Genomic DNA, 22,717 nt, shown 5'->3' on the forward strand with positions numbered 1-22,717 from the left:
GTCACCATCAGCCTCTGGGTCGGTGCGGGGGCCTAGAGTGGTCGGGGCCCCATCCGGTCGTGACCCGACCAACCGGTGGCCCGCCATGTCCACCACCACGAGAACGAACGAGGTCAAGGGTGACGGTGAACGACCAGGACCCGTACAGCCACGGCAGCAGCGACCAGGACCCGGAGGAGACCGCCGAATGGCGTGAGTCCCTCGACGGGCTGGTGCAGACCCACGGCCACCAGCGTGGCCGCGAGATCATGCTGAGCCTGCTCAAGCGGTCCAAGGAACTGCACCTCGGTGTGCCGATGGTCCCGACCACGGACTACGTGAACACCATCGCGCCGGAGAACGAGCCCGAGTTCCCGGGCGACGAGGAGCTCGAGCGCCGCTACCGCCGGTGGATCCGGTGGAACGCCGCGATCACCGTGCACCGCGCGCAGCGCCCCGGGATCGCGGTCGGCGGCCACATCTCGACCTACGCGTCGAGCGCCGCCATGTACGAGGTCGGCTACAACCACTTCTTCCGCGCGCAGGACCACCCGTCCGGCGGCGACCAGGTGTTCTTCCAGGGGCACGCGTCCCCCGGCATGTACGCCCGCGCCTACATGGAAGGGCGCCTCGGCGAGGACCAGCTCGACGGCTTCCGGCAGGAGAAGTCCCACGCCGGCGGCGGACTCTCGTCCTACCCGCACCCGCGCCTCATGCCGCACTTCTGGCAGTTCCCGACCGTGTCGATGGGCATCGGCCCGATCAACGCGATCTACCAGGCGCAGCAGGCGAAGTACCTCTCCAACCGCGGCATCAAGGACGCCTCCGACCAGCAGGTCTGGGCGTTCCTCGGCGACGGCGAGATGGACGAGGTCGAGTCGCGCGGACAGCTCCAGGTCGCCGCGAACGACGGCCTCGACAACCTGAACTTCGTGATCAACTGCAACCTGCAGCGTCTCGACGGTCCGGTCCGCGGCAACGGCAAGATCATCCAGGAGCTCGAGGCGTTCTTCCGCGGTGCGGGCTGGAACGTCATCAAGGTCGTCTGGGGCCGCGAGTGGGACGACCTGCTCGCCCGCGACACCGAGGGCGCGCTCCTCAACCTGATGAACCAGACGCCGGACGGCGACTACCAGACGTACAAGGCCGAGAACGGCGCGTACGTCCGCGAGAACTTCTTCGGGCGCGACCCGAAGGCGCTCGAGCTGGTCAAGGACTACACGGACGACCAGATCTGGAACCTCAAGCGCGGTGGGCACGACTACCGCAAGGTCTACGCCGCGTTCAAGGCCGCGACCGAGCACAAGGGCCAGCCGACCGTCATCCTCGCGAAGACGGTCAAGGGCTACGGCCTCGGCCCGAGCTTCGAGGGGCGCAACGCGACGCACCAGATGAAGAAGCTCACGCTCGACAACCTCAAGCAGTTCCGCGACGAGATGCGCATCCCGATCACGGACGCACAGCTCGAGGAGAACCCCTACACGCCGCCGTACTACCACCCCGGGAACGACGACGAGGCGATCCAGTACATGCACGAGCGCCGGCGTGAGCTCGGCGGGTACGTGCCGGAGCGTCGCACCAAGTACACGTCGATCACCCTCCCCGAGGACTCGAAGTACCAGGTCGTCAAGAAGGGCTCCGGCAAGCAGGAGATCGCCACCACCATGGCGTTCGCCCGACTGCTGAAGGACCTGCTCCGCTCCCCCGACTTCGGCGACCGCGTGGTGCCGATCATCCCCGACGAGGCACGCACGTTCGGCATGGACGCGTACTTCCCGACGGCGAAGATCTACAACCCGAACGGCCAGCACTACACGTCGGTCGACCGTGAGCTCCTCCTCGCCTACAAGGAGAGCCCGCAGGGACAGATCATCCACGTCGGCATCAACGAGGCGGGCGCCCTCGCGGCGTTCACCGCGGTCGGCACCTCGTACTCGACGCAGGGCGAGCCGCTCATCCCGGTCTACGTCTTCTACTCGATGTTCGGGTTCCAGCGCACCGGCGACGCCATCTGGGCCGCCGGCGACCAGATGACCCGTGGCTTCATGATCGGCGCCACCGCCGGTCGCACGACGCTCACGGGCGAGGGCCTGCAGCACGCCGACGGCCACTCGCTGCTCCTCGCGACGACGAACCCCGCCGTGGTGTCCTACGACCCCGCGTACGGCTACGAGATCGGGCACATCGTCCAGGCCGGCCTCGACCGGATGTACGGCACGAACGAGGACGGCAGCGCCAAGCACGCCGACCCGAACGTCATGTACTACCTGACGGTCTACAACGAGCCGATCGTCCAGCCGGCCGAGCCCGAGGGCATCGACGTCGACGGCATCGTCAAGGGCATGTACCTGCTCAACCGCAGCGAGCACGACGGGCCGAAGGCCCAGCTGCTCGCGTCGGGTGTCGCCGTCCCGTGGATCCTCGAGGCGCAGCAGCTCCTCGCCGAGGACTGGGGCGTGTCGGCCGACGTCTGGAGCGTCACGAGCTGGGGCGAGCTGTACCGCGACGGTCTCGACGCGGAGCAGCACGCCTTCCTCAACCCGAACGAGGCACCGCGCACCCCGTACGTGACCGAGCGACTGCTCGGCACCGAGGGCCCGGTCGTCGCGGTGAGCGACTTCATGCACGCCGTGCAGGAGCAGATCCGCCCGTTCGTCCCGACCGACTACGCCACCCTCGGCGCCGACGGCTTCGGCTTCTCGGACACCCGTCCGGCAGCGCGCCGCTTCTTCCACATCGACGGCCCCTCGGTCGTCGTGCGGACGCTGCAGCAGCTCGCGAAGCAGGGCAAGGTCGACGGCGCGCTCGTCCAGCAGGCGATCGACAAGTACCGCCTGCACGACGTGACCGCCGGCACCACGGGCAGCGCGGGCGGCGAGAGCTGATCTGCCGGTGACGTCGGTCCGACCGGACTCCGAGAGCCAGGAGAGCGCGCGCGAGCGGGCGCTCTCCTGGCTCCGTCAGGTGTCCGGGGAACTCTCCACCGCCACCATCAAGCGGCTCGAGGACACCCTCCCCTGGTACAGCGAGATGCCTCCGGGCCGACGCTCCGCCGTGGGGCTCGTGGCCCAGGCGGGAATCACCTCGTTCATCAGCTGGCTCGAGGGCACCGCGTCGACCCCGTGGATCGCCGCGGCGGACGTCTTCGGCTCCGCGCCGCGGGAACTCCTGCGCTCGGTGAGCCTGCAACAGACGCTCCAGCTCATCCGCGTGGTCGTCACCGTGGTCGAGGAACGCGCCAAGGACGACGAGATGCTGCAGGAGGCGATCCTCAAGTACTCGCGGGACATCGCCTTCGCGGCCGCCGACGTCTACGCCCGCGCGGCCGAGGCCCGTGGGCTGTGGGACGCCCGGCTCGAGGCCCTCGTGGTCGACTCCATCCTGTCGGGCGAGTACGACGACGAACTCCCGTCGCGCATCGCGGCCCTCGGCTGGCACGGTCACGGCGAGGTCGCGGTCCTGGTCGGCAACGCGCCGAAGCAGCTCGAGGTCGACCAGATCCGTCGCACCGCCCGGCACATGGACGCCGACGTGCTCATCGGCGTGCAGGGCTCCCGCCTCGTCGTGGTGATCGGCCGTGCCACGCCGCGCGACGACGTCCCCGAGGGCGAGGAGCCGGTGTCCTTCACCGCCATCGCCCAGGCGCTCGAGCCCTCGTTCGGCGAGGGGCACCTCGTCCTCGGCAACGAGGTGCCCGGCGTGGTCGACGCGTCCACCAGTGCCAAGGGTGCCCTCGCCGGCTTCGCGGTCGCGCGGGCCTGGCGCGGTGCTCCTCGTCCGGCCCTGGCCGACGACCTGCTCCCGGAACGCGCTCTCGCCGGCGACCCGCTCGCCCGGTCCGCCCTCGTGCAGCGCATCTACGTGCCGCTCAAGGACCAGTCGACGGAGCTCCTGCAGACGCTCTGGTGCTACCTCGACACCGGCCGGTCGCTCGAGGCCACGGCGCGCGAGCTGTTCGTGCACCCGAACACGGTGCGCTACCGGCTCCGCCGCGTGGCGGACATCATCGGGTGGGACGCCACGCACGCGCGGGACGCCCTCATCGTGCAGTCAGCGCTCATCCTCGGCGCCATGTCCGAGTCGACCGCCGGTCGGCGTCGCATCCCGCACCGCCGGTGAGCGACGTCGTATGCCGCATCGTCGCTAGGAAATGCACAATGTCGAGCGGTCATCGCTGTGGGAAGCCCACACGGGTGCGGCGCGGGCCGACGGGCAGGATTGTCCGGTGATCGTCGTCGTCGCGCCCGGACAGGGCTCCCAGACCCCCGGCTTCCTCGCCCCCTGGCTCGAGGACGCCACCGTCCGTGACCGCGTGGGGGCGTGGTCCGAGGCCATCGGCGTCGACCTCGCCGCCCACGGCACCGAGTCCGACGCCGAGACCATCAAGGACACGGCGCTCGCGCAGCCGCTCATCGTCGCCGCCGGTCTCATCACGGCCGACGCCCTGCTCGCCGACGGCCGCCGTGCCCTCGTGGGCGGGGTCGCCGGCCACTCGGTCGGCGAGTTCACCGCCGCCGGGGTCGCCGGGATCCTCGAGCCGACCGACGCCGTCGCCCTCGTCGCCGAACGCGGCCGGGCGATGGCGGACGCCGCCGCGCTCGAGCCCACGTCGATGGCCGCCGTCCTCGGTGGGGACGCCGATGCCGTCGCCGCCGCGCTCGAGGCGAACGGCCTCGTCTCCGCGAACCACAACGGCGGCGGTCAGACCGTCGTCGCCGGTCCCGCCGACGCGATCGCCGCCCTCGCCGCCGACCCGCCCGCGAAGGCCCGCGTGATCCCCCTCGCCGTGGCCGGTGCGTTCCACACCCGGTACATGGCGTCCGCCGTCGAGCGTGTCGCCCCGGTCGCCGCCGCCGCGACCGTGCAGGACCCGTCGCTGCCGATCTGGACGAACGCCGACGGTTCCCGTGTCGACGACGGTCGTCGCTTCGTCGACCTCATGGTCCAGCAGATCCAGAGCCCCGTGCACTGGGACGCCGTGATGGAGTCCTTCGCGGCCGCCGGAGTCACGGGCATCATCGAACTCGCACCCGCCGGTGCCCTCGTCGGCCTGGCGAAGCGCGGTCTGCGCGGGACGCCGACCGTCGCGATCAAGACCCCCGACGACCTGCCCGCAGCGATCGACCTGCTGCAGAGCGCGGGCCAGGAAGCAGACGCAACCGCATGACCGACGCCCCCATCCCGACCACCGCGACCGAGGGGACGGAGCCGACCCGCGCCTCCCGTCCGCTGCTGCAGCAGCGTCGCGGCCACGAGTTCACCCGCATCCTCGCCTTCGGCGCCGCCCGCGGTGAGAACGCCGTGCCGAACGACGACCTCGTCGGGCCGATCGACTCCTCCGACGAGTGGATCCGCCAGCGCACCGGGATCATCACCCGCATGCGCGCCGGCAAGGACGTCGAGGCGGTCGACCTCGCCGAGGCCGCCGCGCTCGACGCGATCGCCAAGGCCGGCCTGACGCCGGACCAGATCGGCGTCGTGCTCGTGAGCACCGTGACCCACACCGTCGCCACGCCGTCGATGGCGTCGCTGCTCGCCGAGCGCATCGGTGCCGCGCCCGCCGCGGCCTACGACATCAGCGCCGCGTGCGCCGGGTACGCGTACGGCATCGCCCAGGCGGACTCGTTCGTGAAGTCCGGCATTGCCGACCACGTGCTGGTCGTCGGTGCCGAGAAGCTCAGCGACATCGTCGACCCGACGGACCGCTCGATCTCGTTCCTGCTCGGCGACGGTGCCGGAGCGGCGATCGTCGGCCCGAGCGACTTCCCCGGGATCGCCCCGACGATCTGGGGCTCCGACGGGTCGAAGTGGGACGCGATCGGCATGACCTCGACCTACAACGAGTGGGAAGCGGGGGCCGCGCGGCCGACGATACGGCAGGCCGGTCAGACCGTGTTCCGCTGGGCCGTCTGGGAGATGGTCAAGGTCGCCCGTGAGGCGCTCGAGTCCGCCGGCATCCAGCCGTCCGACCTCGCCGCGTTCGTGCCGCACCAGGCGAACATCCGCATCATCGACGAGTTCGCCAAGCAGCTCGGCCTGCCCGAGTCCGTCGTGATCGCGCGCGACATCACCACCACCGGCAACACCTCCGCCGCGAGCATCCCGCTCGCCACGCACCGCCTGCTCGAGGAGAACCCCGAGCTCTCCGGCGGCCTCGCCCTGCAGATCGGCTTCGGCGCCGGTCTCGTCTTCGGCGCCCAGGTCGTCGTCCTCCCCTAGCCCATCCCGGCCACGCACCCGCGCGGCCACCCTCCGACGAGCCTCCGGGCACGCGACCGCTGCGTGCCCTAGGCTGGTCCACGGTCAAACGACACCCCCTCAAGGAGAATCCCCATGGCCCTGTCCAACGAAGAAGTCCTCGCCGGCCTGGCCGAGCTGATCAACGACGAGACCGGCATCGCGACCGACACCGTCGCGGCCGACAAGTCGTTCACCGACGACCTCGACATCGACTCGATCTCGATGATGACCATCGTCGTCAACGCCGAAGAGAAGTTCGACGTCAAGATCCCCGACGAAGAGGTCAAGAACCTCAAGACCGTCGGCGACGCCGTCGACTACATCGTCAAGGCCCAGGCCTGACGCGAGCTTCCTGAGCGCCGCGGCCCCGGCGGACCGACCGCGGGCCGCGGCGCTCATCTCGTCCACCGGACCGACCCTCGTCGGTCCACACAGGTCCGGCGTTCGTCGGGCCGCCCCGGTCCGGCGTTCGTCGGCCCGCCCCGGCTCCGTCCGGCACCGCCACGAGCGGTCGGACGTCCTCACGAAAGAACACGTCGTTCCATGACCAACAAGACCGTCGTCGTCACCGGGATCGGTGCGATCACGCCCCTCGCCGCGACCGCCCCGGAAACGTGGGACGCGCTGCTCGCCGGCACGTCCGGCATCACCCGCATCGAGGACCCGCGCTACGCCGAGCTCGAGCTCCCCGTCGAGTTCGCCGGCCAGGCGCGCCGGTTCCTCACCGACCAGCTCACCCGCCCCGAGTCGAAGCGCCTCGACCCCTCGTCGCAGCTGTCGCTCGTCGCCGCGCGCGAGGCCTGGGCCGACGCCGGCATCGACGCCGAGACCGTCGTCCCCGAGCGCCTCATCGTCGACTGGGCCACCGGCATCGGCGGCGTCAACACCCTGCTCGACGCGTGGGACACCCTGCGCGAGAAGGGTCCCCGTCGCGTCCTGCCGATGACGGTCCCGATGCTCATGGCGAACGGCCCGGCCGCCGCCATCGAGATGGAGTTCGGCGCCCGCGGCGGCGCCCGCACCTACCTCTCGGCGTGCGCGTCCTCGACCGAGTCCCTCGCCGAGGCCTACCGCCACGTCGCCACCGGCGAGGCCGACATCGTCATCACGGGCGGTGCCGAAGCCGCCCTGCACCCGCTGCCCCTCGCGGCGTTCGCGTCGATGCAGGCGCTCTCCCGCCGCAACGACTCCCCCCAGACCGCATCGCGTCCGTACGACGTCACGCGCGACGGCTTCGTGCTCGCGGACGGCGCCGCGGCGCTCATCCTCGAGACCAAGGAGCACGCCGAGGCCCGCGGCGCGACGATCTACGCCGAGGTCGCCGGCGCCGGCATCACCTCGGACGCGTTCCACATCACCGCGCCGGACCCCGAGGGCAGTGCTGCCGCCCGTGCCGTCCTGCAGGCGCTCGAGCACGCCGGTGCCGCGCGCGAGGACGTCGTGCACGTCAACGCGCACGCCACCTCGACCCCGGTGGGCGACGTCGCCGAGTACCACGCCATGCGCCGTGTGTTCGGCGACCACCTCGACAACGTCGTGGTGTCCGCCACGAAGGCGTCGACGGGGCACCTCCTCGGTGGTGCCGGTGCGATCGAGGCCGCGTTCACGGCCCTCGCGCTGCACAACCGCGTCGCGCCGCCGACGATCAACCTCACCCAGCAGGACCCGGAGATCGTGATGGACGTCGCCACGGCGCCGCGCGAGCTCCCGCAGGGCGACCTGCTCGCGGTGAGCAACTCGTTCGGGTTCGGTGGGCACAACGCCGTGGTCGCGTTCCGGAGCGTCTGAGTCCGGTCCGTCGGGCCCGTCGGGTCCGCCCGTCGTGTCCGTCGGGTCCGTCCGTCGGTCCTGGAGGCCCGTCCCGCGTCGTCGGGGCGGGCCTCCGTCGTTCCCGTGGCCGGCCCTGGCGCGGCGCGCTCCCCGCGGCCGCGGCCCGTGGCGTGTGGCCGCGTCGGTGCGCCGAGACTCGGCCCTACGGACAGTTTCGCGGCTCCGGAAGCGCGAAACCGTCCGCCGAGGCGAGACTCGGCGCGGGCGGGCGGGCGGGCGGCCGCGGACGCGGACGCACGAACGCCGCCCCGAGGGGCGGCGTCCGGGACGGAGGATCGGGCGCGACTCAGCCGACGCGGTGCAGCCAGACGACCGGGTTGCCCTCGGCGGCGTGACGGAACGGTTCGAGTTCGTCGTCCCACGCCTGACCCAGGGCGAGTCGGAGCTCGCGGTGGAGTTCGAGGGCGTTGCTCCCCGCCACCTCCATCGCGTAGCGGACTCGGTCCTCGGGGACGACCATGTTGCCGGTGACGTCGGTCTGCGCGTAGAACACCCCGAGGTCGGGCGTGTGCATCCAGCGGCCGCCGTCCGACTCGGAGGTGGGTTCCTCGGTGACCTCGTACCGGAGGTGCTCCCAGCCGCGCAGGGCCGAGGCGATCGCCGCACCCGTGCCGACGGAACCGGTCCAGGTGAACTCGGTCCGACGCGCGCCGTCCTGGGCGGGCTGGTCGAGCCACGAGAAGTTCACGGCACGGCTCATGGCGCGACCTGCCGCCCATTCGACGTGCGGGCAGAGCGCGCGTGGTGAGGAGTGCACGTAGAGCACCCCGGTGGTCGTTCCGTTCACGATTCCTCCGATTCGTCAGGTGCGACTTCCCCATCGACCTGAACTGGAGGTTCTCGTTTCGGAACCATCGATATCCGATTGTGATGTCCTTGCGGACACGCCCATTATGCAGGCTGCGCGCTGGGAACACCAGGCACCGCGACAGAGTCAGTGGAAGACGTGCCCCGACGCGTCGAGCGGGTGCCGCTCCCCCGCGGTGACCGGCACCGGGATCCGGTTCTCGGCGGGCGGGATCGGGCAGGCGAACTGGTACGAGAACGCGCACGGCGGCAGGACGAGGAAGTTCCAGTCCAGCTCGACGTCGGCAGCGACACCGGGGTCGTCGAGGTACAGGAACCGGCCCATCGAGTAGGTGCTGCCGGGATCGTCCTCGGGCAGGGCGCTCGTGGCGTCCTGCACGATGAGCTGCAGCCGCGCGGCGCCGCGGAAGGCCGCGGAGCGGACCGCAACCAACCGGACGGCCGATCCGCCCAGGGTGGTCTCGACGTGTCCGGCGACCTCGAGCGGATCGCCGGCTGCGTCGACGACGCTCGCCGCGCCTCCTGGGACACCCGGCGTGTACCTGCCGGACGTGACCCACGCGGCGGAGTGGTCGAACCGGGCGATGCGTGCGAAGCGGGCGATCGCGTCGGACGCCGGGTCCCACACGCGCAGCGTGCCGCGGGAGACGGTGCCGGCGAGGCCGTCCGGGAAGGCGACCACCGACGGGACGACCGCCTCGTCGCCGGCCACGAGCACGGTGCCGTCCACCGGGTCGCCGTCGACGACCACCCCGTCACCCGCGTCGGCGGTGACCGTGAGGCCGCCGGGTGCCGGTGCCCACTGCCCCGGGACCGGCCACACGGGCTGGGCGAGGTCGACACGCTGGGCGTTCACGAGCGCGAGCGGACCCCGAGGGCTGGTCGCCCAGCGGTCGCGGTCGGCGACCTGCTCGTCGAAGGCGGTCACGACTGCTCTTGGCGGGGGTAGATGACCTTCTGGACGATGATGATCACCGACGCGGCGACCGGCAGGGCCACGAGTGCGCCGAGCACCCCGCCGATGGTCCCGCCCGCGACCGCTGCGATCACGACGAGGGCGCCGGGGACCTGCACGGCACGCGACATGATCCGCGGCGAGATCACGTACGCCTCGACCTGCATGTACACGAGGTAGTAGATCGCGGCGGCGAGGGCCGTCGCGGGCGAAGCGAACAGGCAGAGCAGCGAGATGACGATGGCCGACGCGAGCGTGCCCACGAGCGGGATGAGCGACCCGAGGAACGCGAACGAGGCCAGCAGCACGGGCAGCGGAGCACCGATGATGAGCAGGAACACCAGGCTGAGGATGCCGTTGATGAGCGCCTGGGAGATCTGCCCGACGACGTAGCGGCCGACCGCCTGAGTGATCTGCTCGCTGACGTCGATGAAGTTCTCGCGGCGGGACGCCGGGACGAAGCGGTAGGTCATCGACTTCATGCCGCGCATCGACGCGAGGAAGTAGAGCATCAGGATGATGACGATGACGGCGCCCGTGAGCCCGGTCAGGATCCCGCTGCCGACCGCGAGGATCCCGCCGCCGAGGCTCAGCAGGTTGCCGGGGTTCTCGACGAAGGACTGCACGGACTGCAGCGCGTGGTCGATGTCGAACGACCCCGACAGCTGGTCGGAGAGGTTCTGCACCCACTCCTGCCTCGAGATGTCCTGCACGATGTCGGGGAAGTTCTGGATGAGGTTCGTCGCCTGCTGCACGAGGATCGGCACGACCGCGAACACCACCCCGGCGAACGCGGCGAGGACCCCGACGACCACGACGGTGATGGCCACCCAGCGCGGAACGAACCGTTCGAGGAAGGACACCAGCGGGTCGATGCCGAGCGCCAGGAACAGCGCGACGCCGACGTAGACGAGCACGGTGGAGAGCTCGTTGACGATCGCCCCCGCGACGACGGCGACGAGCACGCCGAGCGCACCCATGAAGCCGATCCGGAAGGCGTTCACGCGCACGCCGGTGCCACCACGGGTCACCTCGAACGTTACGTTGGGCGTCGGGCTGTGGTCGTCCTGTTGCTGCTGCGTGTCGCGCTTCCTCGGGAGGTGCACGCGGGGCGGGTGCGGTCGCTTGCTGTTGCTCGAACCCGCGTCGGCTTTTGACATGTAGGGCGGGCGGGACTTGAACCCGCGAATCGTTCGGTTATGAGCCGACTGCCTTGACCAGCTTGGCTACCGCCCCGTGCCGGGGACCGTCAGGCCACCGGTTCCCCACGATACAGCGACTCGAACGTCGAGAGCGTGCGGTTGATGTCGTGCGCCTCGATCATCGCCAGGCTGCGGTCGCGCATCGTGACGTAGTCCTCGTCCGACGCGGTCAGCACCGCCGTGAGCTTCGCCGCGAGGTCGTGCTCGTCGCCGGGGGTGAACAGGTACCCGTTGCCGTCGATGAGGTGCGGGAGCGCCATCGAGTCCGCCGCGACGACGGGGAGGCCGGAGGCCATGCCCTCGAGCGAGGCGATGCTCTGCAGCTCGGCGGTGGAGGGCATCGCGAACACGGTCGAGTTGGTGAGCGCCCGCTGCTTGACCTCGTCCGAGACGAAGCCGAGGAACCGGACGCGGTCCTCGAGCCCGAGCTCCTTCGCCTGTTGCCGGAGCTTGGGGATCATCTCGCCGTCGCCGACGATCGTCAGCGTGGCTCCGAGCTCGGACGGCAGCAGCGCGAGGGCCTTCACGAGGACGTCGAGGTTCTTCTCGGGTGCGACCCGACCGACGAAGACGATGTCGTTGCCCGCAGGCCGCCCCTCGCGTGCAACGTACCGGGTGGCGTCGATCCCGCACGAGATCGCCAGGACCCGCTGACCGGCGATGGCCCGGCGCAGGTAGTCGGCGGCGAGGTTCGTCGGGGTCGTGATCGCGTCGGCGAGCCGGTAGGTCTTGGCGGCGTCGTTCCAGGCGATCTTCACCGCGATCGGCACCGTGCGCTTGCCGAACGGCGTGTACTCGAGGAGGTTCTCGGGCATGAAGTGGTTCGTGGCGATCACCCGGATGCCGCGCGCGTGCGCCTCGGGCACCATGCCCCGGCCGACGACGACGTGCGACTGGATGTGCAGGACGTCGGGCTGGAACGCGTCGAGGATCGGGGCGGTCCACTTCTTCACGCTCCACGGCCACACGAAGCGCAGCCACGCGTGCAGCGGCCACTTGTAGGACTTCAGGCGGTGCACGACGAGGGTCACGCCGTGGAGCTCCTCGTCGAAGGTGCCGTAGTGGCGGCTCGCCGCCGGGGCGACGATCTGGACCTCGTGCCCGCGCTCGGCCAGGCCGACGGCGAGCTGCTCGGCGAAGGTCGCGGCTCCGTTGACGTCGGGTGCGAAGGTGTCCGCCGCGATGAGGACGCGCAGCGGTCGTCGACCGCCCGTCGCACCCGTCGGCCCGGCGGTGGCGGTGGTGGCGTCGTCTGACACGGCTGGCGTCGTCCTCTCGTGGGCGATTGCTGGTCGTTCGACGACGCTACCGCACGCCGCTCGGGCAGCGCGTCCGCCTCGCGGTGGACGCCGTCACCCCACGGGACGACGGCTCAGGAGCGGGTCTGCGGGTGGTGCTTGGCGAGGAGGAACACCCCGGTGATCGCGATCGCGGCTGCGACGACGAAGCCGAAGACGGCGAAGACCGGGGCGCCGGCGGCCTCGCCCAGGATGATCACCCCGATGCCGACGGCGACGATCGGGTCGATGACCGTCAGCCCCGCGATCACGAGGTCGGCCGACCCGCTCGAGTACGCGTTCTGCACGAAGTACCCGCCCAGCGAGGCGGCGACGACCACCCCGACGATCGCGAGCACGGTCAGCCAGTCGAACGTGCCGTTCACGAACCGGTTCAGCACGACCTTGGCCAGCGTCGCGACGAACCCGTAGAGGACGCCGGCGCCGACGATGTAGTACAGCGCGTTCTTGTGCTTCGCGACGAGGCGGAACGACACCAGCACGAGCACCAGCACCACGGCCAGGATCACGAGCACGGTGACGAGCTGTCGGCTCGTGATCGCGCTCTCGTGCCCGACGAAGGCCGCGATGCCGACGAAGATGCCGACGCCGATGATGCACGTCCAGACCGCTCGCCGTGCCCGACGGCCGAGCGGCACCCCGGAGGACCGCGACGAGAACCAGGTCGTGATCACGAGGGCCACGGCGCCGAGCGGCTGCACGACGATGAGCGGCGCGTACGTGATGCTCACCAGCTGCAGGACCACGGCGATGCCGAGCATGAGCGTGCCGAGCACCCAGTAGCCGCTCGAGACCAGCCCGACGACGTGCCGGACGCTGAGGCCCTTCGACTGCCGACCGAGCCGCGCTTCCACCCGCTGCACCCCGCGGCTCTGGAACTGCGCCCCCAGTGAGAGGAACACGGCCCCGATGAGCGCGACGGGGATCATGAGCGCCTGGAACGGCGTGAGGTTCACCGCGTCGGGCAGCTGGAGGTCCGTCGTCACGCGTCGAGGCTACCGTTCCCCGCCGGATAACCTGGGTGAATGGCCGTTCTCCCGATCCGCATCACCGGCGAACCCGTCCTGCACGAGCGTGCAGCCGAGGTCACCGACTTCGACGACGACCTGCGATCGCTGGTCGCCGACATGTTCGAGACGATGGACCTCGCACCCGGGGTCGGACTGGCCGGCCCGCAGGTCGGCGTCGGCAAGCGGCTGTTCGTGTACTCATGGACCGATGATGACGAGGTCCTGCACCGCGGCGTCGCGGTGAACCCCGTCCTGTGGACGACCCCCGCCGTTCCCGAGGCTGTGGAGGAGCTCGACGAGGACGAGGAGTCCGAGGGCTGCCTCTCGGTCCCGGGCGAACGGTTCCCGCTCCGCCGCTCCGAGGGCGCGCTCCTCCGTGCCGTCGACGAGCACGGCACGCCGTTCGAGGTCGAGGCCCACGGATGGCTCGCCCGCATCTTCCAGCACGAGTACGACCACCTCGACGGGTACCTCTACGCGGACCGGCTCGTGCACCCGTACGGCAAGCAGGTCGCGAAGGCCATCAGGAAGAACAGCTGGGGCGGGCCGGGCAAGTCCTGGCTGCCGGGGCGCGACCACCCCGAGGGCTGACGGCGCTCGTCCCGTCTGCCCGGGTCCGGTCGACGGCCGACCGCGTCGGCCCGGCGCTGATCAGCAGAGCCCAGGAGGCGCGGCTCACCCCCGCCAGGCAGCGATCGCGTCCCGCAGGTGCTCGGTCTCCGGATGCCCCGGGCAGTACTCGAGCAGACCGGCCGCGACGTGCGCCTCGGCCGACGAGTCGACGGAGGCCGCCCACGGCCCGGTCCCCCGCACCGCGCAGGTGGTCGCGAGTTCCTCGAGCGTGGCGTCCCCCTCGGCAGCGTCGACCGCGGAGCGCTGCTGCGTCGACATCTCGGTGCCGGTGATCCGCTGCGCCCGGCAGTCGGTGCGCTCGTCGTCCCACACGGCGGAGTAGGTCGTGTACGTCTCGGAGCGGTCCGACGTCCCCACGTCGCAGACGAACGCGAAGACGATCGGTGCCGTGCCGGACACCGCGACGCCCGAGGTGGCGGTGGTGTCGAGCGAGTCGCCCGGCTCGGACTCCGCGCCGGTCGTGCACCCCACGAGGCCGATCGCCGCGGCCGCGACGACGCCCGCGGCGAGGGCTCGGCGCACGGTGATCACCTGTGAACGCTAACAGCTTCCGGCCATGCGTCCGCTGCGAGCTCCGACGCCACGCAAAAGGCCCCCACCCGAAGGTGAGGGCCGTGCTGCTCCCCGAGTTGGACTCGAACCAACAACCTGCCGGTTAACAGCCGGCTGCTCTGCCAATTGAGCTATCGAGGATCACTGTCCGCTGGCGAATGTCGTGCGAACAACGGGTAACAGCATAGCAGCACCCGGGACAGACCCCGCGCATCCGCCACGCATCCCGGGCGTGCCGCGCTCAGTACCCCGCGACCGGGTCCACCACGCCGACGAAGCCCTCGCCTGCCGCGCCGAGGAACGCCACGGTGTTCACCCGCACGCGCTCGGCCAGCAGCGGCGCCACCATCTCCGGCGTGTCGGCCTGGTGCGGCGTGATGATCGCGCCCGGCTCGTCCCAGAGCGGGTGTCCGTCCGGCAACGGCTCCGGGTCGGTGACGTCGAGTCCGGCCGCCGCGATCGCACCGCTGCGCAGGGCGTCCACGAGCGCGGAGGTGTCGACCAGTCCCCCACGCGCGATGTTCACGAGCCGTGCCGACGGCTTCATGATCGCGAACTGCGCGGGCCCGAACAGCTTCGCGGTCCCCGAGGTCATCGCCGCGGCGATCATGACCACGTCGGCATCGGGCAGGACGTCGTCGAGCTGGTCGGTCGTGACGGTCCGGTCCGCCCCGGGAACCGGCGAGGACGACCGGCGCACCACGGTGACCGAGACCTCGAACGGCGCGAGCAGGCGGATGTACTCCAGCGCGATGCCACCGGCGCCGATGACGACCACGTTCCGGCCGTAGAGCGAGACACCCTCGGGCTCGGTCGCCCACGACCGCGCCCGGGCACGCTTCTGCAGCACCCGTAGCGTCCCGAGCGTCAGCGCGAGGGCGTGCTCGGCGACGGGTTCGGCGTACGCGCCCTTGGCCGAGGTGAACAGCACACGGTCCCCGTGCTCGGCGATCAGCGAGGCGAAGGCGTCGACGCCGGCGAACGGCAGCTGGACCCAGCCGATGGACGGTGCGGCGTCGAGCGCGTCGGCGAGTCCCGCGGGATCGCGGGGGTCGAGCCACACGAGTCCGGCGGTGTCCGCCCCGAGCGGAGCGACGGTCCCACCGGCTGCGGCGACGGCGTCCTCGTGGAGGGCGGTGCCGTCCCCGGCGGGCAGGATCGCGATCGGGCCGGCGGTCGGCGGGGCGACCGGCAGCTCGGCACCCGCGTCGGTCACCACGGCCCGGTGCCCGCGCGCGCCCGACGACGAAGACGTACCCGACGACGCACCCGCGCTCATGCGTTCTCCTGCCGCTCCGCGCGCGGACCGGTGCCGGCGGCGACCGGCCGACGCGGCGCCGAGGACCGACGGGGTGCGGCCGACGCCGGCTGCCGACGCTTCACCGGACGGGCCGCCGTCGACGCGAGCGTCTTGACGTAGGGGTCGACGGGGTTGTCGAGGACCTCGTCGAAGGTGCCGAGGCCGACGAGCCGGCTCTCGGCCATGATCGCCACCCGGTCGGCCAGTGCCCGGGCCTCGCGCAGGTCGCTCGACACCACGACCGCCGAGAACTGCCGGTTCCGCTGCAGGGTCGCCAGCGCCTCGAGCACCGACTGCCGCACGAGCACGTCCACGCCGCGGGCGGGTTCGTCGGCGACGAGCAGCTGGGGCTCGAGCACGAGCGCCTTCGCGAGGGCGACGCGCTGCCGCTGCCCGCTCGAGAGCTCCCACGTGTTGAGCCGCATCACCCCGAGCGGCAGGTGCACCGCGTCGACCAGGCGGGCGACGATGAGGCCGGCTTCCTTCCGGTCGAACCGGCGGTCTCGGGCGTAGATCGGTTCCGCGATCGCCTCGCCGACGGTGAGGTCCGGGCTGAGCCGGTCCGCGCCGTCCTGCGGCAGGTAGCCGATGCGACCGCTCAGCCGCTCGAGCTTGCGGGACGTCGGTCGGAGCCCGCGCGTCTTCTGCCCGAGCACCGTGAGTTCGCCCCCGACGATGTGCCGACGGTGGGCGCCGTCGCCCTCGCCGGTGGTGCCGAGCTGGCCGGCGATCGCCGCGGCGAACGTCGACTTGCCGGACCCGGACTCGCCGAGCACGGCCAGGATCTCCCCCTGACGGACCGTGAGGCTCACGCCGTCGACGGCCCGGATCGCATCCGTCCCCCGTCCGCTCCGGTACTCGATCGACACGTCGTCCGCGACGACCGCCGGTCCGTTGACCGCGATCATGGGTCCCCTTCCACGCCGCCCCCTGGCGGCGGTTCGCGACGGACCGGGCTGCACCGACCGTCGTGCGTGTTGCGGTGGAGGTGACCGCCCAGGAGGCGCGGCGTGCGTCGTCGACGTCAGCCGCGCCTCCGGGGATGGTCGCGTCGGGTCAGGACCCGGCGTTCTCCAGTTCCACAAGCGTACGCCGTCGCTCCGCCTGTTCCGCCGGATCCGGCACCGGGAGTGACGCCAGGAGACGCTGCGTGTACGGGTGCTGCGGCGAGCCGAGGACCTCGGCCGTGGTGCCCGTCTCGACCAGGTCGCCGCGGTAGAGCACGGCGATCCGGTCGGAGAGCGCGCCGACCACGGCGAGGTCGTGGCTGATGAACAGCGACGCGAACCCGAGGTCCTGCTGCAGCTCGAGGAACAGCTCGAGCACGCGCGCCTGGACGGACACGTCGAGCGCACTCGTCGGCTCGTCGGCGATGAGGAGCTTCGGCCGGAGCGCGAGCGACCGCGCGAGCGACGCACGCTGCCGCTGCCCGCCGGACAGCTCGTGCGGGTACCGGTCGCCGTAGGCCGCCGGGAGCTGCACGGCCTCGAGCAGTTCGCCGACACGCTTCCGGGCGGCACGCGGGCTCGACACCTCGCCGTGCACGACGAGCGGTTCGGCGACGCACTCCGAGATCGTGAGCAGCGGGTTGAACGAGGTCGCCGGGTCCTGGAAGACGAAGCCGATGTCCTTGCGGTGCCGCTTGAAGTCGCGTTCGCGGTACCCGAGCATCTCGGTTCCGAGCACCTCGAGCGACCCGCCGGTGATCTTCGTCAGGCCGGCGATCGCGCGGCCGATGGTCGTCTTGCCGGAGCCGGACTCCCCCACGAGGCCGAGGACCTCGCCGGGACGGATGTCGAGGTCGACGCCCTTGACCGCCTTGAACGCGTGCGACCCGAGCCGGCCCGGGTACTCGATCTCGAGCCCGCGTGCGCGGACGAGCGGCTCGACCCCGTCACTGATCGCCGCACGGCGGGCGACCCCGGTGGAGGCCTCGAGCCGGGGCACGGCGGCGAGCAGGCGCTTCGTGTAGTCGGCCTGTGGCGACGCGAACAGCTCGGCGACCGGGGCCTCTTCGACGACCTCGCCCTGGTACATCACGGCGACGCGGTCGGCCAGGTCGGCGACGACGCCCATGTTGTGCGTGATGATGACGATCGCCGCGCCGAACTCGTCGCGGCACCGGCGGAGCAGATCGAGGATCTCGGCCTGGACCGTCACGTCCAGGGCGGTGGTCGGCTCGTCGGCGATGATCACAGACGGTTCGAGGGCGAGCGCGCTCGCGATCACGACGCGCTGCTTCTGACCGCCGGAGAACTGGTGCGGGTAGTGGTCGACCCGGGTCTCGGGATCGGGGATGCCGACGCGCCGGAGGTAGTCGATCGCCTTCGCGCGGGCCTCCTTCGCGGAGACGCCGCCGTGGGCCCGGAGCCCCTCGGCGATCTGCCACCCGACCGTGAAGACCGGGTTCAGCGCCGTGGAGGGCTCCTGGAACACCATCGCGCCTGCGGTGCCGCGCAGGCTCCGGAGCTTCTGCGCACCGACCGTCACGACGTCCGTGCCGTCGAGGAACACCGCACCGCCGAGCGTCGCCGTCTCCGGCATGAGGCGCAGGATGCTCCGCGCCGTGACGGACTTGCCCGAGCCGGACTCGCCGACGAGGGCGAGGACCTCGCCGGGGCGGACGTCGATACTGACGCCCTTGACCGCGTCGACGGCACCACCGTCGGTCGCGAAGGTGACGGTCAGGTCATCGACGACGACGACCGGTTCCGTCGTGGTGTCGCCGGCCTGGAGGCGCGTGGAGGCGACGGGCAGGTCGGTCGCGCGGGACTGGTCGGTCGCGCGGGACTGGTTGGTCGCGTCCGTCATGCGGTCGCCCCTTCCGTGCTGGCCGTCTGCTTGCGGGACACCAGCTGCTTCAGCCGGCGTCGCGCACGCAGGCGCGGGTCGGAGATGTCGTTGAGGCTCTCGCCGATGAACGTCACGCCGAGGACGAGCACCACGATCGCGACACCCGGGAAGACGCCGGTCCACCAGACGCCGCTCGCGACGTCGGACAGCGCACGGCTGAGGTCGTAGCCCCACTCCGCGCCGCTGGTCGGGCCGATGCCGAAGCCCAGGAACCCGAGGCCCGCGAGCGTCAGGATCGCGTCGCTCGCGTTCAGCGTGAGGATCAGCGGGAGGGAGCGCGTCGAGTTCCGCAGCACGTGCCGGGTCATGATGCGCCACGGGTTGGTGCCCATCACCCGCGCGGACTCGACGAACGCCTCGTTCTTGAGCCGCACGGCCTCGGCGCGGACGACCCGGAAGTACTGCGGGACGTACACGACCGTGATCGAGATCGCCGCGGCGATGATGCCGCCCGAGTAGCTCGAGTTGCCGCCCGAGATGACGATGGACACCACGATGGCGAGGAGCAGCGAGGGGAACGCGTAGATCGCGTCCGCCACGACGACGAGGATCCGGTCGAGCCAGCCGCCGATGTAGCCGGAGACCATGCCGAGCAGGACGCCGATGATGATCGACACGACGACGGCCACGATGACCACGAGCACCGCGGTCCGGGCGCCGTAGACGACGCGGCTGAAGACGTCGAAGCCGCCGACGGTCGTGCCCCAGATGTGCGTGGCGCTCGGTGCACCCGTGCGCGGGAAGCTCTGCCCGTCGGCGCCCTGCAGCTGGCCGAAGCCGTACGGGGCGATGAGGGGCGCGGCGATCGCGACGAGGAGGTACAGCGCGCAGATGACCACGCCGGTGATGAGCATGGCGCGCTGCCAACCCGTGCTCCGACGGAGCTGCAGCACGACGGGCAGCCGCTTCCAGAGCGGCTCGTGGCGGTCGACGAGGGAGGTGTCAGCCATCTCTAGAACCTCACTCTCGGGTCGATGAGGGCCGCGACGACGTCCACGATGAAGTTCGTCACCGCGACGATCACCGCGAGCATCGCGACGATGCCCTGGACCGCGACGAAGTCGCGGGCCGACAGGTACTGGTTGAGCTCGAAGCCGAGCCCGCGCCACCCGAAGGTGGTCTCGGTGAGGACGGAACCGCCCAGGAGCATGGCGATCTGGAGTCCCATCACCGTGATGATCGGCACGAGGGCGGGACGGAACGCGTGCGTCCGGACGAGCCGCGCCTCCCGAACGCCGCGCGAGCGGGCCGCGTCGACGTACTCGGAACCGAGCGTCCCGATCATGTTCGCGCGCACCAGGCGCAGGAAGATGCCGGCGGTGAGGAGCCCCAGGGTCAGTGCCGGCAGGACGGCGTGCGCCAGCACGTCCCCGATGATCTGGGCGTTGCCGGTGCGCAGGGCGTCGATGAGGTAGATGCCCGTCGCGCCCTGGATGTTGTCGAGGACGAGCGACACCCGCGTGGATGCGCGGTCGCCGAGCGGGAGCCAGCCGAGCCACACCGAGAAGACGAGCTTGAGCAGCAGGCCGCCGAAGAACACCGGCGTCGCGTAGGTGAGGATCGCGAGCGCGCGGAACAGGACGTCCGGCCACTTGTCGCGCATGTACGCGGCGAGCATGCCGAGCGGGATGCCGAGCAGCAGCGCGACGATGAGCGCGTAGAAGACGAGCTCGGCGGTCGCGCCGCCGTACGTGACGATGATCTCGGTGATCGGCCGGTTGTCGGTGGCCGTCGTGCCGAAGTCGCCGCGGACGATGTTGCCGAGGTACTCGATGTACTGGACGAAGACCGGGCGGTCGTAGCCCGCGGCGTGCAGGCGTTCCTGCAGCTGGGACGGCGTGAGTCGGCCGCCGACCGATGCGGTGATCGGGTTCCCGATGACGCGCATCAGGAAGAACACGAGCGTCACCAGGATGAAGACGGTCGGGAAGATGAGGAGGAACCGGACGAGGACGTACCGGCCGAGTCCGCCGCCGCTGCTCTTGGCACTGCGCTGTGCCTCGGGCTTGGTGGGGTCGGTGGCCAGTTCCGAGCTCGCCTCTGGGGTGCTGAGGGTCACGGGGACGGGTGCCTTTCGGTGCCGTTGGGGACGCGGCCACGGGGGCGCTCCTCGTGGGAACGCCCCCGTGGGCCGGAACCGGTCTTACTTGGAGAGGGTCGCGTACCGGAACTTGTACGAGGAGTCGAGGGTCAGGCCCTTGACGTCCTTGGCCGCGACGGCGACCGACTTGCCCTGCAGCAGCGGCAGCGTCGAGATCTGCGTCGCCTCACGCTCCTGCGCCTGCTCGATGAGGTCCGCGCGCTTGTCCTTGTCGGACTCCTGCTGCTCCTCGGAGATGAGCTGCTGGATCGTCGGGTCGTCGTAGTGGTTCTGCACGAAGTTGTCCTTCGTGAAGAACGGCGACAGGTAGTTGTCGGCGTCCGAGAAGTCCGGGAACCAGCCGAGCTGGTACACCGGGTAGGCGTCCTTCGTGCGCTCCTGTGCGTAGGTCGTGTAGACCGTCGACTGGATGTTCACGGTGAACAGGCCGGAGTTCTCGAGCTGGGTCTTGAGCTCGGCGTACTCGTCGTCCGACGTCGAACCGTAGTGGTCCGGTGCGTACTGGATGTCGAGCTGCACCTTGCCGGTGACGCCCGCCTTCGACAGGGTCTCCTTCGCCTTGTCGACGTCCGCGCCGCCGTCGCCGTCGCCGTAGAGCTCCTCGAAGGGCTTCGCGGCACCGGTGAGGCCGTCCGGCACCATCGAGTAGAGCGGCGAGTAGGTGTCGTTGTAGACGTCCTTGGCGAGCTTCTCGCGGTCGACGACGTCCGCCACGGCCTGGCGCACGGCCAGGGCCTTCGTCTCGTCGGCGTCCGACTGCTTCGCGCCGAACGGCTGCGTGTTGAAGTTGAAGACCAGGTAGCGGATCTCGCCGCCGGGGCCGTCGGTGACCTTCACCTTGTCGTCCTTGCGGAGGTCGGCGATGTCGGTCGGCGTCAGCGAGCGGTAGGCGACGTCGACGTCGCCCTGCTGCACGGCGAGCTTGAGGTCGGTCTCCTTGGTGTAGTAGCTCGCCGTGACCTCGTCGGTCTTCGGCTTGCCCAGGAGGCCGTCGTAGTTCTTGTTCGCCTTGTACTGGATCGTGTCGTTCTCCTTGTAGGAGCTGATCGAGTACTGCCCGGCGAACGCCTTGCCCTTGACGATGTCCGCAGCCGGCGTGAGCTTGTCGGCCGAGAAGACCTGCTCGTCGACGATCGGGCCGGCGGGGCTGGAGAGCACCTGCGGCCAGGTCTGGTCGGCGTGGTCGAGGTTGAACACGACCGTCGTGTCGTCCGGCGTGTCGATGCTCTTGAGGTTGGCGAGCAGGGACTGCGGCCCGTTCTCGTTGTTGATCTTCAGCTCGCGCTCGAACGAGAACTTCACGTCGCTCGACGTGAGGTCGTTCCCGTTCGCGAACTTCAGGCCCTTCTTGAGCGTCACCGTGTACGTGGTGTCGTTCGTGAACTCGCCCTTGGTCGCGATGTCCGGCTTGACGTCGGGGCTGCCCACCGGCGTGTTCATCAGGAACGGGAAGACCTGGTTCTGCACGGCGAACGAGCCGTTGTCGTACGAGCCCGCCGGGTCGAGCGACGTGATCTTGTCGGTCGTCCCGATGCTGATGCCGTTCAGGGCCGTGTCGCTCACGCTGCTGCTCGCGCAGCCGCTGAGCACCAGCGCCGTCGCTGCCACTCCGGCGCCGAGCGCGATGCCGCGCTTGCCCCACTTGGTCACGGATGCCATGTCCGATGCCTCTCTTGGTGATGAATGCAAGGGTCCTGGGCCGGAGGTGGATCGACTGTGTGACCGGCCAGGAACGCTCATTGCTATCACCCTGTCACGGAACTGCACGAACCGAGGGAGATTTGTTTACACCGCTGTAATGCACGGTCGCGTCGCGTGATGCATCATCCGTGCGTGTCCGGGCCGCGCGTCGCGCAGGATTGTTGCGCGCTGCAACGTGGGGCTCTGCCGGCCCCGGCGGCCCCCGGCGCCCCGGCGCCCCGGCGCGCGAGCGGGCGATGTCCGCACCGCTCGCGCC

The 22,717-nt window shown here is 70.7% G+C and carries 19 protein-coding genes, 2 tRNA genes and 1 pseudogene; 7 read left to right on the top strand and 15 right to left on the bottom strand.

The features are described from left to right. Window positions 1–119 precede the first annotated feature (119 nt). The 6 genes from aceE to HWD93_RS11065 all read left to right on the top strand — a co-directional run bounded on the left by aceE (window position 120) and on the right by HWD93_RS11065 (window position 8,007). Entirely contained in the window at window positions 120–2,864 is a 2,745-nt protein-coding gene (gene aceE / locus HWD93_RS11040) for a pyruvate dehydrogenase (acetyl-transferring), homodimeric type (protein ID WP_070418721.1), read from the top strand. A 7-nt stretch (window positions 2,865–2,871) separates the two neighbouring features. Further along, window positions 2,872–4,098, top strand: coding sequence for a CdaR family transcriptional regulator (locus HWD93_RS11045; RefSeq protein WP_070418720.1), 1,227 nt, complete (start codon window positions 2,872–2,874; stop codon window positions 4,096–4,098). A 106-nt stretch (window positions 4,099–4,204) separates the two neighbouring features. Continuing rightward, complete coding sequence (locus HWD93_RS11050; RefSeq protein ID WP_261646845.1) at window positions 4,205–5,146, top strand: ACP S-malonyltransferase; 942 nt, start codon at window positions 4,205–4,207, stop codon at window positions 5,144–5,146. Next, the gene (locus HWD93_RS11055) at window positions 5,143–6,198 is read left to right on the top strand and encodes a beta-ketoacyl-ACP synthase III (RefSeq protein WP_070418718.1); all 1,056 of its coding nucleotides are present in this window, start codon (window positions 5,143–5,145) and stop codon (window positions 6,196–6,198) included. The genes HWD93_RS11050 and HWD93_RS11055 overlap by 4 nt, the downstream gene beginning before the upstream one ends. Window positions 6,199–6,312: 114 nt before the next feature. After that, window positions 6,313–6,561, top strand: a complete 249-nt coding sequence (locus HWD93_RS11060) for an acyl carrier protein (RefSeq protein WP_022903951.1) — start codon at window positions 6,313–6,315, stop codon at window positions 6,559–6,561. A gap of 201 nt (window positions 6,562–6,762) precedes the next feature. Further along, entirely contained in the window at window positions 6,763–8,007 is a 1,245-nt protein-coding gene (locus tag HWD93_RS11065; protein WP_261646846.1) for a beta-ketoacyl synthase, read from the top strand. 328 nt (window positions 8,008–8,335) lie between these two features. On the opposite strand, the gene HWD93_RS11070 is transcribed toward HWD93_RS11065, so the two are convergent. The 6 genes from HWD93_RS11070 to HWD93_RS11095 all read right to left on the bottom strand — a co-directional run bounded on the left by HWD93_RS11070 (window position 8,336) and on the right by HWD93_RS11095 (window position 13,297). Then, a complete protein-coding gene (locus HWD93_RS11070; protein WP_071294840.1) occupies window positions 8,336–8,836 on the bottom strand; it encodes a DUF3145 domain-containing protein in 501 nt (166 codons plus the stop codon). A gap of 147 nt (window positions 8,837–8,983) precedes the next feature. Beyond that, window positions 8,984–9,784, bottom strand: coding sequence for a DUF1684 domain-containing protein (locus HWD93_RS19490; RefSeq protein ID WP_261646847.1), 801 nt, complete (start codon window positions 9,782–9,784; stop codon window positions 8,984–8,986). Then, entirely contained in the window at window positions 9,781–10,917 is a 1,137-nt protein-coding gene (locus HWD93_RS11080; RefSeq protein WP_229085312.1) for an AI-2E family transporter, read from the bottom strand. The genes HWD93_RS19490 and HWD93_RS11080 overlap by 4 nt, the downstream gene beginning before the upstream one ends. 55 nt (window positions 10,918–10,972) lie before the next feature. Next, window positions 10,973–11,047: transfer RNA gene (locus HWD93_RS11085), tRNA-Ile, on the bottom strand. A gap of 13 nt (window positions 11,048–11,060) precedes the next feature. Continuing rightward, complete coding sequence (locus HWD93_RS11090) at window positions 11,061–12,272, bottom strand: glycosyltransferase (protein WP_261646848.1); 1,212 nt, start codon at window positions 12,270–12,272, stop codon at window positions 11,061–11,063. A gap of 113 nt (window positions 12,273–12,385) precedes the next feature. After that, window positions 12,386–13,297: a DMT family transporter gene (locus HWD93_RS11095; protein WP_261646849.1), complete on the bottom strand. Its 912-nt coding sequence runs from the start codon at window positions 13,295–13,297 to the stop codon at window positions 12,386–12,388. Window positions 13,298–13,336: 39 nt separating this feature from the next. Between HWD93_RS11095 and def the strand changes: the two genes are divergently transcribed. Then, window positions 13,337–13,912 (top strand): peptide deformylase, encoded by a 576-nt coding sequence (gene def / locus HWD93_RS11100; protein ID WP_071294837.1) that lies wholly within the window; start codon window positions 13,337–13,339, stop codon window positions 13,910–13,912. 84 nt (window positions 13,913–13,996) lie between these two features. Here def and HWD93_RS11105 read toward each other — a convergent pair whose 3' ends face one another. The 9 genes and pseudogenes from HWD93_RS11105 to HWD93_RS11140 all read right to left on the bottom strand — a co-directional run bounded on the left by HWD93_RS11105 (window position 13,997) and on the right by HWD93_RS11140 (window position 22,419). Beyond that, entirely contained in the window at window positions 13,997–14,485 is a 489-nt protein-coding gene (locus HWD93_RS11105) for a hypothetical protein (protein WP_070418713.1), read from the bottom strand. 89 nt (window positions 14,486–14,574) lie between these two features. Next, a tRNA-Asn gene (locus HWD93_RS11110) sits at window positions 14,575–14,647 on the bottom strand. Between the two features lie 100 nt (window positions 14,648–14,747). After that, a complete protein-coding gene (locus HWD93_RS11115) occupies window positions 14,748–15,785 on the bottom strand; it encodes a D-isomer specific 2-hydroxyacid dehydrogenase family protein (RefSeq protein ID WP_083295324.1) in 1,038 nt (345 codons plus the stop codon). Continuing rightward, window positions 15,782–16,714 (bottom strand): ATP-binding cassette domain-containing protein, encoded by a 933-nt coding sequence (locus HWD93_RS11120; RefSeq protein ID WP_070418712.1) that lies wholly within the window; start codon window positions 16,712–16,714, stop codon window positions 15,782–15,784. Before HWD93_RS11120 ends, HWD93_RS11115 begins: the two co-directional genes overlap by 4 nt. A gap of 148 nt (window positions 16,715–16,862) precedes the next feature. Further along, complete coding sequence (locus HWD93_RS11125) at window positions 16,863–18,617, bottom strand: ABC transporter ATP-binding protein (RefSeq protein ID WP_261646850.1); 1,755 nt, start codon at window positions 18,615–18,617, stop codon at window positions 16,863–16,865. Further along, window positions 18,614–19,609, bottom strand: a complete 996-nt coding sequence (locus HWD93_RS11130; RefSeq protein ID WP_070418711.1) for an ABC transporter permease — start codon at window positions 19,607–19,609, stop codon at window positions 18,614–18,616. Before HWD93_RS11130 ends, HWD93_RS11125 begins: the two co-directional genes overlap by 4 nt. 2 nt (window positions 19,610–19,611) lie before the next feature. Next, window positions 19,612–20,277: an ABC transporter permease gene (locus HWD93_RS19625; protein WP_374115159.1), complete on the bottom strand. Its 666-nt coding sequence runs from the start codon at window positions 20,275–20,277 to the stop codon at window positions 19,612–19,614. A gap of 183 nt (window positions 20,278–20,460) precedes the next feature. Then, a pseudogene (locus HWD93_RS19630) lies at window positions 20,461–20,718 on the bottom strand (ABC transporter permease); the annotation flags it as partial. Between the two features lie 84 nt (window positions 20,719–20,802). Continuing rightward, complete coding sequence (locus HWD93_RS11140) at window positions 20,803–22,419, bottom strand: ABC transporter substrate-binding protein (RefSeq protein WP_261646851.1); 1,617 nt, start codon at window positions 22,417–22,419, stop codon at window positions 20,803–20,805. Window positions 22,420–22,717 lie beyond the last annotated feature (298 nt).

This window comes from Curtobacterium sp. C2H10, assembly GCF_025407985.1.
In the GTDB taxonomy this organism is placed as follows: domain Bacteria; phylum Actinomycetota; class Actinomycetes; order Actinomycetales; family Microbacteriaceae; genus Curtobacterium.

What these genes read in the sequence shown, in the direction of transcription:
- HWD93_RS11140 (WP_261646851.1), bottom strand. Translation starts at nt 22,419, where the DNA reads ATGGCATCCGTGACCAAGTGGGGCAAGCGCGGCATCGCGCTCGGCGCC.
- HWD93_RS11125 (WP_261646850.1), bottom strand. Translation starts at nt 18,617, where the DNA reads ATGACGGACGCGACCAACCAGTCCCGCGCGACCGACCAGTCCCGCGCG.
- HWD93_RS11065 (WP_261646846.1), top strand. Translation starts at nt 6,763, where the DNA reads ATGACCAACAAGACCGTCGTCGTCACCGGGATCGGTGCGATCACGCCC.
- def (WP_071294837.1), top strand. Translation starts at nt 13,337, where the DNA reads ATGGCCGTTCTCCCGATCCGCATCACCGGCGAACCCGTCCTGCACGAG.
- HWD93_RS11060 (WP_022903951.1), top strand. Translation starts at nt 6,313, where the DNA reads ATGGCCCTGTCCAACGAAGAAGTCCTCGCCGGCCTGGCCGAGCTGATC.
- HWD93_RS11130 (WP_070418711.1), bottom strand. Translation starts at nt 19,609, where the DNA reads ATGGCTGACACCTCCCTCGTCGACCGCCACGAGCCGCTCTGGAAGCGG.
- HWD93_RS11120 (WP_070418712.1), bottom strand. Translation starts at nt 16,714, where the DNA reads ATGATCGCGGTCAACGGACCGGCGGTCGTCGCGGACGACGTGTCGATC.
- HWD93_RS19625 (WP_374115159.1), bottom strand. Translation starts at nt 20,277, where the DNA reads ATGCTCGCCGCGTACATGCGCGACAAGTGGCCGGACGTCCTGTTCCGC.
- HWD93_RS11055 (WP_070418718.1), top strand. Translation starts at nt 5,143, where the DNA reads ATGACCGACGCCCCCATCCCGACCACCGCGACCGAGGGGACGGAGCCG.
- HWD93_RS11115 (WP_083295324.1), bottom strand. Translation starts at nt 15,785, where the DNA reads ATGAGCGCGGGTGCGTCGTCGGGTACGTCTTCGTCGTCGGGCGCGCGC.